The sequence below is a fragment of the Shigella sp. SIG3 genome (assembly GCF_053555855.1).
In genome coordinates this window covers 1-1,495 of sequence record NZ_JBQZXE010000235.1, presented here as the reverse complement: position 1 = coordinate 1,495, position 1,495 = coordinate 1, and the positions used below count along the sequence as shown (strand labels likewise).

At 40.7% G+C, this 1,495-nt stretch carries 3 protein-coding genes and 1 pseudogene; 1 reads left to right on the top strand and 3 read right to left on the bottom strand.

Going from position 1 to position 1,495, the window contains the following annotated elements; genetic code table 11:
• From ACUU1I_RS20510 to ACUU1I_RS20500, 3 genes and pseudogenes are all read right to left on the bottom strand, one after another.
• Nucleotides 1-92 (bottom strand): annotated as a pseudogene (locus ACUU1I_RS20510) (DUF5384 family protein); the annotation flags it as partial.
• 15 nt (nt 93-107) lie between these two features.
• Entirely contained in the window at nt 108-626 is a 519-nt protein-coding gene (locus ACUU1I_RS20505; protein WP_000975306.1) for an outer membrane lipoprotein, read from the bottom strand.
• Nucleotides 627-936: 310 nt separating this feature from the next.
• The gene (locus ACUU1I_RS20500; protein ID WP_000075994.1) at nt 937-1,128 is read right to left on the bottom strand and encodes a YfgG family protein; all 192 of its coding nucleotides are present in this window, start codon (nt 1,126-1,128) and stop codon (nt 937-939) included.
• Between the two features lie 17 nt (nt 1,129-1,145).
• Here ACUU1I_RS20500 and ACUU1I_RS20495 point away from each other — a divergent pair, with 17 nt between their 5' ends.
• Nucleotides 1,146-1,298 carry a hypothetical protein gene (locus ACUU1I_RS20495; RefSeq protein WP_000017552.1) on the top strand — a complete coding sequence of 51 codons (153 nt, stop codon included), beginning with the start codon at nt 1,146-1,148 and terminating at the stop codon, nt 1,296-1,298.
• The last annotated feature ends 197 nt before the right edge of the window (nt 1,299-1,495 follow it).

The following is a 1,495-nucleotide window of genomic DNA, read 5'->3' as shown; positions in this document are numbered from 1 at the left end:
TCTGCGACAGCAGAGAGTTGATCCTGCAATGATGAGGCTATAGCCGGATAGCTTAAGGAGGCTAAGATGGCGCAAAGAAAAACTTTCTTCATGACTCCTCCTGATTATTAGCTCTTTTCAGGACATTTGGTATTTGGCTGAATACGCGTTTCGTTATACGTTGTGGTAATAACAACGGCTAAACCTGTCGTAAACTGGCACTCTTTACCCTCCTGGGTGGAGGTATACACTTTGGTGCCTTCCTTATATGTTAAAGAAACACCTTCCACTAAGGTTTTATCATTCACCATAGAACCCGCTGCCGCGCCTACAGCTCCGCCGCCAACTGCCCCTGCCGTCGTTCCGGAATTGCTGCCAGAACCGACGTTGTGGCCGATAACACCGCCAGCGACTGCGCCAATAAGCGCGCCGAAGGCTTGTGCGTTCCGTTTATTTTGGGAGTTGTCTACGGCAACTTTTGCGGGAAGAATGGAAATAATATTAACGGTTTTAGTTTCTTGTTTGGTATTCAGTTGATCGGTTTGATAAACATCGGCGGCATGATCGTCAGCATTTGACTGGCATCCTGCCAGAGTGAATGACGCTAACATTGCCACAGGCAGAAGACATTTTTTAAATTTCATCACTATTCCTTGTTATACACATTACGAAAAATAAGACATTTAAGATCATCAAAAGAGGAAAGTAAATGTATTGCGTATAAAGGGATAGATTAAATTTATTAAAATTCACGCAGGGAATAATTTATAAAAATATATCATTACAACATATATATTAATTTTATATTTATTTCGCAGCCAAACAGGATAAACATCAGTCAGGACAAAGACGTAAAATTTAAGATGAAAGAATATCTGCCGCTTTGATAATCCCAAAGAGCAAAAGCATCCGACAGCGAAGTGCCGTTATGTTCTGTGAAAGTGGAGAAGGTAACCGCTAACGTTGTACCGGTGATTCGACGGAGAGTGTGGATTGCTGAGCTTCTTTTTTGCTCTGATGGTGCAGCCAGGCACCGACGGACGAGTAGATAAAACGGCCAAAGAAGAAGATAAAGCTGATGAGCAGTACGATACGGGTCATGCGACTGTTAAATCGGTGTCGTTTTCGCATACTAGTTGCCTGACTCACAAAAGGTTCCTTGAAGTATGTCCCACGCTGTGGACGGTACTTACATTAAGGCACAACAGGACAAAATGGTCAATTCTTCGTTATGTAAAAAAGCGTCAGTGGATACATATTTTAATGTTATGGAAGTTAATTTAATTATTTACAATGATGATGTAATAATGATGAATTAACATGATAAACGTAATAATTCATTAATCAGGGTTATTTTGTTTGATATATATCAATTGGAACTTTCATATGACACTTAGAATCAATGCTCTCTATAGTGATGAATAATCATCATTCGAAGTCAGGTGGGATGCCTGTCTGAATACACCTCCTTCAGGATGTGGGGGATTCTGCTGAGCATCTATGAAACTGAATGCAA

Excerpts from the sequence above, each read along its gene's own strand:
- ACUU1I_RS20495 (WP_000017552.1), top strand. The coding sequence starts at position 1,146 with ATGTCCCACGCTGTGGACGGTACTTACATTAAGGCACAACAGGACAAA.